This is a genomic window from Kineococcus glutinatus (genome assembly GCF_039542765.1).
In the GTDB taxonomy this organism is placed as follows: domain Bacteria; phylum Actinomycetota; class Actinomycetes; order Actinomycetales; family Kineococcaceae; genus Kineococcus_A; species Kineococcus_A glutinatus.
This window is the reverse complement of record NZ_BAABIL010000084.1, coordinates 1-6846: the sequence shown is the minus strand read 5'-3', so window position 1 is coordinate 6846 and position 6846 is coordinate 1. Positions and strand designations below refer to the sequence as shown.

At 73.0% G+C, this 6846-nt stretch carries 6 protein-coding genes and 1 pseudogene; 6 read left to right on the top strand and 1 reads right to left on the bottom strand.

Translation table 11 applies throughout. The annotated features are described in order from the left end of the window. The 6 genes and pseudogenes from ABEB16_RS04020 to ABEB16_RS03995 form a co-directional block, all read left to right on the top strand. Positions 1 to 578: pseudogene (locus ABEB16_RS04020) on the top strand (DUF2264 domain-containing protein); the annotation flags it as partial. After that, positions 575 to 1579, top strand: coding sequence for a hydroxyacid dehydrogenase (locus tag ABEB16_RS04015; RefSeq protein WP_345710979.1), 1005 nt, complete (start codon positions 575 to 577; stop codon positions 1577 to 1579). The pseudogene ABEB16_RS04020 and the gene ABEB16_RS04015, both read left to right, overlap by 4 nt. A gap of 280 nt (positions 1580 to 1859) precedes the next feature. After that, positions 1860 to 3137, top strand: coding sequence for an extracellular solute-binding protein (locus ABEB16_RS04010; protein WP_345710978.1), 1278 nt, complete (start codon positions 1860 to 1862; stop codon positions 3135 to 3137). A gap of 84 nt (positions 3138 to 3221) precedes the next feature. After that, positions 3222 to 4190: a carbohydrate ABC transporter permease gene (locus ABEB16_RS04005; RefSeq protein WP_345710977.1), complete on the top strand. Its 969-nt coding sequence runs from the start codon at positions 3222 to 3224 to the stop codon at positions 4188 to 4190. After that, positions 4187 to 5068, top strand: coding sequence for a carbohydrate ABC transporter permease (locus ABEB16_RS04000; protein WP_345710976.1), 882 nt, complete (start codon positions 4187 to 4189; stop codon positions 5066 to 5068). Before ABEB16_RS04005 ends, ABEB16_RS04000 begins: the two co-directional genes overlap by 4 nt. An 8-nt stretch (positions 5069 to 5076) precedes the next feature. After that, entirely contained in the window at positions 5077 to 6273 is a 1197-nt protein-coding gene (locus ABEB16_RS03995) for a sialidase family protein (RefSeq protein ID WP_345710975.1), read from the top strand. Between the two features lie 42 nt (positions 6274 to 6315). On the opposite strand, the gene ABEB16_RS03990 is transcribed toward ABEB16_RS03995, so the two are convergent. Further along, positions 6316 to 6633 (bottom strand): hypothetical protein, encoded by a 318-nt coding sequence (locus tag ABEB16_RS03990; RefSeq protein ID WP_345710974.1) that lies wholly within the window; start codon positions 6631 to 6633, stop codon positions 6316 to 6318. Positions 6634 to 6846: the final 213 nt, after the last annotated feature.

Sequence of the window (6846 nt, the reverse complement as noted above, 5' to 3'; positions counted from 1 at the left end):
CGCACCTGACGACCGCCTCGGTGGTGCGCGGCTGCTGCGAGGTGCGCCTGGCGTGGTGGGAGGCGGCTCCCGACGAGGGCGGGGCCGCGCCCGCCGCCGCGGCACCCGCCGCGGCGCAGCTGGAACCCGACGCCGCCTGGCCGCACGACCCCGGCCCGTTCGCCGTGCACGTCGGGGGCTGGCCGCTGGCCGCGGACACCGCCGGCGACCTCGTCGCCGAGCAGCACGGGGATCGGGTGTGCCTCCGGCGCGCCGACGGCACCTCCTCCCTCGTGCGGGGGCTGCGGGGTCTGGCGGTGGCCGGTGCCACCGGGCGCTCGGGCGCGGACCCGTTCGGGGGTCGCTCCCTCACCCCGTGGCTGCGCAGCGCCGGTCCCGTCGCCGAGCACGACGTCGTCGCCGCCCTCGTCGTGCTCGCCGGCCCGGGGACCGAACCCGACCCGGACGTCGTCGAGGCCGTCGAGGCGCGCGGGTCCGGCACCCGCGCCGGTGCCGTGGAGGTCCGCTGGCGGGACGGCACCGTCGACGTCGTCCCCACCGGCCCGTCCGGGGCCCCCGCCGACGGGGGTTCCCGGTGAACCGCCCGAACGCCGCCGTCGCGCTCGGGGACCCCACCGCGGTGGATCGGCTGTTCGACGCGGCGGCGTGGCGCCGGCTGCACGCCTGCACCGACCTCGTCCCCGGTGTGCTGACCTCCCTCGCCGGCGCCCGCTCGGGCGAGGTGCTGGCCCGCACCGAGGTCCTCGTCACCGGCTGGGGCGCGCCGCGGCTGGACGAGGCGGCCCTCGCCGCCGCACCCCGGCTGCGCGCCGTCGTGCACACCGGCGGCAGCGTCAAGCAGGTCGTCTCCCCGGGGCTGTGGCAGCGCGGGATCCGGGTGTCCAGCAGCGCGGCGGTGAACGCCCTGCCGGTCGCCGAGTACGCGCTGGCCGTGGTGCTGCTGGCCGGCAAGCGCGTCCTGGAGTCCGCCCGGCACTACGCGCAGCACCGCTCCACGGCCGGCTGGGCCGCGGGGTCGCCGTTGGGCAACAACGGTCTCGTCGTCGGCGTCGTGGGGGCCTCCCGCACCGGGCGGCGGCTGCTGGAGCTGCTGCGCCCCTTCGACGTCGAGGTGTTGCTGTGCGACCCGTGGGTCGGGGGGCAGGAGGCGCGCGCGCTGGGCGCCGCGCGGGTCTCCCTGCCGGACCTGCTCGCCCGGGCCGACGTCGTCACCCTGCACGCCCCCGCGCTGCCCGGGACGCACCACATGATCGGCGCGCGGGAGCTGGCGCTGATGCGGGACGGCACGACGCTGGTGAACACCGCGCGGGGCTCGCTGGTGGACACCGCGGCGCTGGTGCCGGAGGTCCTCGGCGGCCGGCTGCTCGCCGTGCTGGACGTCACCGACCCCGAACCGCTGCCACCGGACCACCCGTTCTTCGACGCACCCGGGGTGCTGCTCACCCCGCACGTGGCCGGTTCGCTGGGCAACGAGCTGCGGCGGCTGGGGGACAGCGCGGTGGCCGAGGTGGAGCGGTTCGCCCGCGGCGAGGACCTGGCCCACGAGGTGCGCGCCGCGGACCTGGAGCGCAGCGCGTGAGGTGACCCCTCGCGGCGACCGGCCCACCGGCCGCAGCACGGGCTCCCGGGCGGCAGGTGCACCGCGGGGCGGCACCACGCCCGGCGGCCGGGCACGGGGATCCCACCCACAGCGACCGCACAGGGCCGAACCGCCCGAAAACCGTTGTCACGTCAGGAACCGGCTGCTATTTTCTGGCCGCGTTACAACGTCGTAAACCGCCGGGCCGCAGCGTCGGGGTCCCGCAGTGACGGATGTGCTCGCACCGGTGCGAGCGCGTGACTCGATCGAGGAGGATCACATGCCCGCTCACACTCGTCGGCGCACGTTCTTGGCGGCAGCGGCATTCGCAGCGGCCGTCACCACCGGGCTGAGCGCCTGTGGCGGTGGCTCCACCGAGAGCACCGGCGACTCCGGCGGCAACGGCGAGCTCCTGCTGTGGCACGGCTACACCGAGGCCGACGGCAAGGTGCTGCAGACCATCGTCGACCAGTTCAACGACTCCCAGGACCGGTGGACGGTCAAGACCGAGCCGCTGGCGTGGACGTCCATCTCCGAGAAGCTCCTGACCAGCCTCAGCGCCGGGAACGGCCCGAACATCGTCGTGCAGGGCGTCGACACCGGGCTCGGCTACTCCAAGCAGGGCGCCTTCGTCTCCCTGCAGGACTACTACGACGACGAGCAGTACACGGAGAACGACAACTTCTACGCCAACCTCGTCGAGCAGGTGACCTTCGACGGCGAGACGTACGGCATCCCGATGGGGACCACCGCGTTCGCCGTCTACTACAACCCGGCGCTGTGGTCCGCGGCGGGGCTGACGGAGGCGGACTACCCGACCACCGTCGAGGAGCTCGTCGCGGTCGCCAAGAAGCTGACGGTCGACGCCGACGGCAACGGCGAGCCCGAGCAGTACGGCATCGCCCTGCCCGACCAGGACGCCGGGTTGCTCTCGGCGATGCTGCACTCCGGCGGCGGGGACTTCATCACCGACGGCGAGAACCGCCTGGTGTCCGACGAGAACGTCGCCACCCTGGAGCAGTGGCAGTCCGCGTACGTGAACGACAAGATCAGCCCGACCGGCATGGACGGCACGGCCGCGATGGAGCTGTTCGGCTCCGGCCGCGCCGCGATGATCGTCAACGGTCCCTGGGAGATCACCTCCGCCGAGAGCTTCGGCATCGAGGTGGGCGTCTTCCAGTGGCCGAGCGACTGGGTGCACGGCGTGGCGAACTACTGGTACGCGACCAGCATGAACGACAGCGAGGAGGAGCTCGACGGGGTCAAGGCCTTCGGCGACTTCTGGAACTCGCGCACCAGCCAGATCGAGTGGACGAAGTCCTACTACCCGCCGAACCGGGACGACATCGACGAGTCCGAGTTCGCCTACCCGATCATCGCCACGATCGCGGGCTTCTCGCCGCAGGCCCACTACTACGCCACCGGCATCTCGACCTCGGTCACCGACATCACGGCGGAGACGGACTCGATGATGACCCAGATCGCGCAGGGTGGCGACGTCGAGCAACTGCTCCAGGCGGCGTCCGACAAGATCGACGGCTACCTCGCCAACGAGTGACGAGCCCCCCGGCCGCCCGGCGCAGCGAGCGCGGGGCGGCCGGGGCACCCGTCACCCCGACACCGAAGGACGGTGGTCGATCCCATGTCGAACTCAGTGGTGTACAAAGCGCCCCGGTCCATCAGCCGGGCGAAGTCCTCCCCCGGCGCGCCCGCCCCCCGCCGCGGCTCGGTGCAGTCGCGCCGGCGCACCATCGCCGCCGCGGGCTTCCTGCTGCCCGGCATCGCGATCCTCGCGGTGTGGGTCTTCTACCCGACCTTCTACGCGCTGGCGATCTCGTTCACCAACGCCTCGGGCTTCAACCAGCCGAAGTTCATCGGCCTGGACAACTACGCGCGCATCGTCACCGACGAGGACACCCGCGGCGCGATCGTCAACACGATCGTCTACGCCGTCAGCTACGCCCCGCTGGTGATCGTGGTGGCGATCGCGATGGCGCTCCTGCTGAACCGCAAGGACCTGCCGATGCGGGGCCTCATCCGCACGGTCGTCTTCCTGCCGTTCATCATCTCGATGGCCGTCGCGGCCCTCGCCTGGAGCTTCCTGCTCGACGCGAACACCGGCCTGGTGCCCTACTGGGCCTCCCGGGTGCTGGGGACCTCGATGCCGGACCTGCTCAACGACCCGACGTGGGCGATGCCCACCGTGGTCCTGGTGGCGGTCTGGAAGAACTTCGGCTACTTCATGGTGATCTTCATCGCCGGCCTGCAGAACATCTCGGGCGAGCTCTACGAGGCCGCGCACCTCGACGGCGCGAACGCCTGGCGGCGGTTCTGGGCCGTCACGGTCCCGGGCCTGCGCCCGACGATGACCTACGTGATCATCCTCGCCGCGAACGGCGCCTTCCAGGCGTTCGACCAGATCTACATCATGACCAGCGGCGGCCCGGAGCGCTCCACCGAGACGATCGTGTACCGCGTCTACACCGAGGGCTTCAGCAACTTCCGGCAGGGTTACGCCGCCTCGCTGTCCTTCGTGCTGATGGCCATCACGATGGTCGTGGGCATCGTGCAGCTGAGCATCAACCGGCGGCAGGAGAGGGACCTCGCATGACGACCGCAACGCCCACCCGGCGCGCCGGCCGGCCCGTCGGCGCCCTGCACCGCAGCACCCCGGTCGGCCGGGCCGCGACGCTGCTCCTCGCGATCGCAGCAGCGGTCGTGTGCGCCTTCCCGCTCCTGGTCATCGTCATCACGGCGTTCTCGCCGAAGGACCAGGTGCTCTCCTACCCGCCGAAGCTGCTGCCGGACTCCTGGACGCTGGGCAACTTCCCGGAGGTGTTCGAGCGCATCCCCGTCGGGCAGCAGCTGCTCAACACCGTCCTGATGTCGGTCCTCGTGACGGCGTTCTCGCTGGTGCTGGACTCCATGGCCGCCTACGCCCTGGCCTGCATCGACTTCAGGGGGCGGGGGCTGGCGCTGGGCATCCTCGTCGCCACCATCATGATCCCGTTCCAGTCGCTGCTGGTGCCGCTGTACAAGATGCTCTCCGAGCTGGGGTGGGTCGGCACCATGGTCGGGCTGGTGGTGCCACGGGCCGCGGACGTCGCCGGGATCTTCCTGCTGCGGCAGTTCTTCGTGTCGATCCCCCGCGACCTCGACTCGGCCGCCCGCATCGACGGCGCCTCGGAGTTCCGCATCTACTGGAACATCGTGCTGCCCAACGCCACGGCGGGTCTGCTCACCCTCGGGATGTTCAACTTCATCGGCAACTGGAACGACATGATCTGGCCGATGACGATGACCAACAGCGCCGACGAGCGCACCCTCACCGCCGGACTGGCGCTGCTCAACGGCACCGCGCAGGGCGTCATCCCCTACGGGGTCAGCATGGCCGGCGCCCTCATCTCCGTGGTGCCCCTCGTGATCGTCTTCGCGCTCGTGCAGAAGCGCTTCATCGAGGGCGTCGCCTCCGCCGGGATCAAGGGCTGAGGCGCGCCGTGACCGCGCAGGCGACCACCGACCAGACGACCACCGGGCAGACCCGCCTCGCACCGACGGCGCCCGGCGTCACCACCACCGTCGTGCACCGCGGCAGCGTGGGCGAGGCCGGTTCCATGTACACCCGGCTCACGGCCTGCGACCCCGCGGGCCGCAACGCCGGCGCGCTGCTGCTCACCTGGGAGCTGCGGCTCGGTGTCACCGACCCCGGCGGCCCCGTCTTCCCCGTCCTGAGGTCGCTGGACGGGGGCCGCACGTGGCACGAGCACGCCCGCGTCACCGACCCGCTCGGCCGGGGCAACCGGTACCAGCCCGTCATCTACGAGCTGCCCGCCGACCTGGCGCACCTGCGCGCCGGGGACCTGCTGCTGGCGGGGAACTCGATCCCGGCCGACGGCTCCTCCACGACGCTGGTGCTGCACTCCAGCCGCGACGGCGGCGCCACCTGGGAGCTGGAGGGCGTCGTCGACGAGGGGGGACCGGCCGTCTACGACCCGTCCCGCACGTCGACGACGACGGCGGTCTGGGAACCGGACCTCCTCCTCGTCGACGGCGTGCTGCACGTCTGCTACGCCGACGAGCGGCGCAAGGCGCAGGGGATGCTGCAGACCATCTCCCGGCGCTCCACCCGGGACCTGCGCACGTGGGGTGACGTCGAGACCGTCGTCGGGGTGCCCAACCGGTGGACCCGGCCGGGGATGTTCGTCGCCACCGGCCCGCTGCCCGACGGCACCTACCGGGCGGTCGTGGAGGTCGTCGGGCCCCACGAGGTGCCGATCCACCTGCGCACCTCCGCCGACGGCGTCGACTGGGGCGACCCCGCCCAGCTCGGCCCCCAGCTCGTCGGCCGCGACGGCGTCTCCCTGTCCGGCACGCCGAACATCGCCTGGTGCCCCGACGGGCGCGGGGGCACGACCCTGCTGGCCACCGGCCGGCACTCCTGGCTGGACGGGCGGGAGGGCAACCACGCGCTCGTCAGCGACGACGGCGGCGCGACGTGGCGGTCCGTGAAGCTGCCCGTCCCGGCGGTGCGGCACGTGCACGGGGACTCGACGGGCTACTCCCAGTCCGTGCGGTGGAACGCCGCGGGCGAGCTGGTGCAGGCCACCACGGTGCGCGGCGCGACCGGCAGCAGCGACGTCGTGGTGGCGGTGGTGGAGGGCGACTGGCGCCGGCTCGTCGCCGACGAGGGGTGAACCGCGCCGGGGTCGGCGCAGCTCACCGGCGGGCGCGCCCGCTCACATCAGGCCGCTGAGCCCCACCACGGCCTCGGTGAGCATCTGGTCGTGCTGCTGCTCGCCGAGGGAGCCCTCCGCGAGGCGGTGGTCCAGGACGCGGCGCACCAGTTCCAGCGCGTCGGTGCGCGCCACCGTCAGGCCGTCCCCGCCCACCGACAGCAGCACCCGCAGCTCGCGGCCGTCGCCGTAGCTGGGCCCGGCCAGCCACAGCCCGCCCTCGTGCTGACCGACCAGGTGGTTCAGCTCGGCGGGGTCCATGGCCAGGACCGCGTGCGCGATGCGGTCGAGGTCGTAGACGTCGGTGTCCTCGTCGGCCATGACCCGATGCTGGCACCACGGCCGCCCCGGTGCGCGGCGGGAGCGGGACGTCCCCGCCCAGGGGTGGGGCGTACCCGGGCGGCGACGGCCCGTGGTGGCCGTGGTCCGCCCAGGTGGCGTTCGGCCCCCGGCACCACCCACCCGGTCCACCCCCGGCGCCGATCCGCGCCCCCCGCGCCCGGCACGGCGCCCACCCTGGCGCGCATGGCGAGC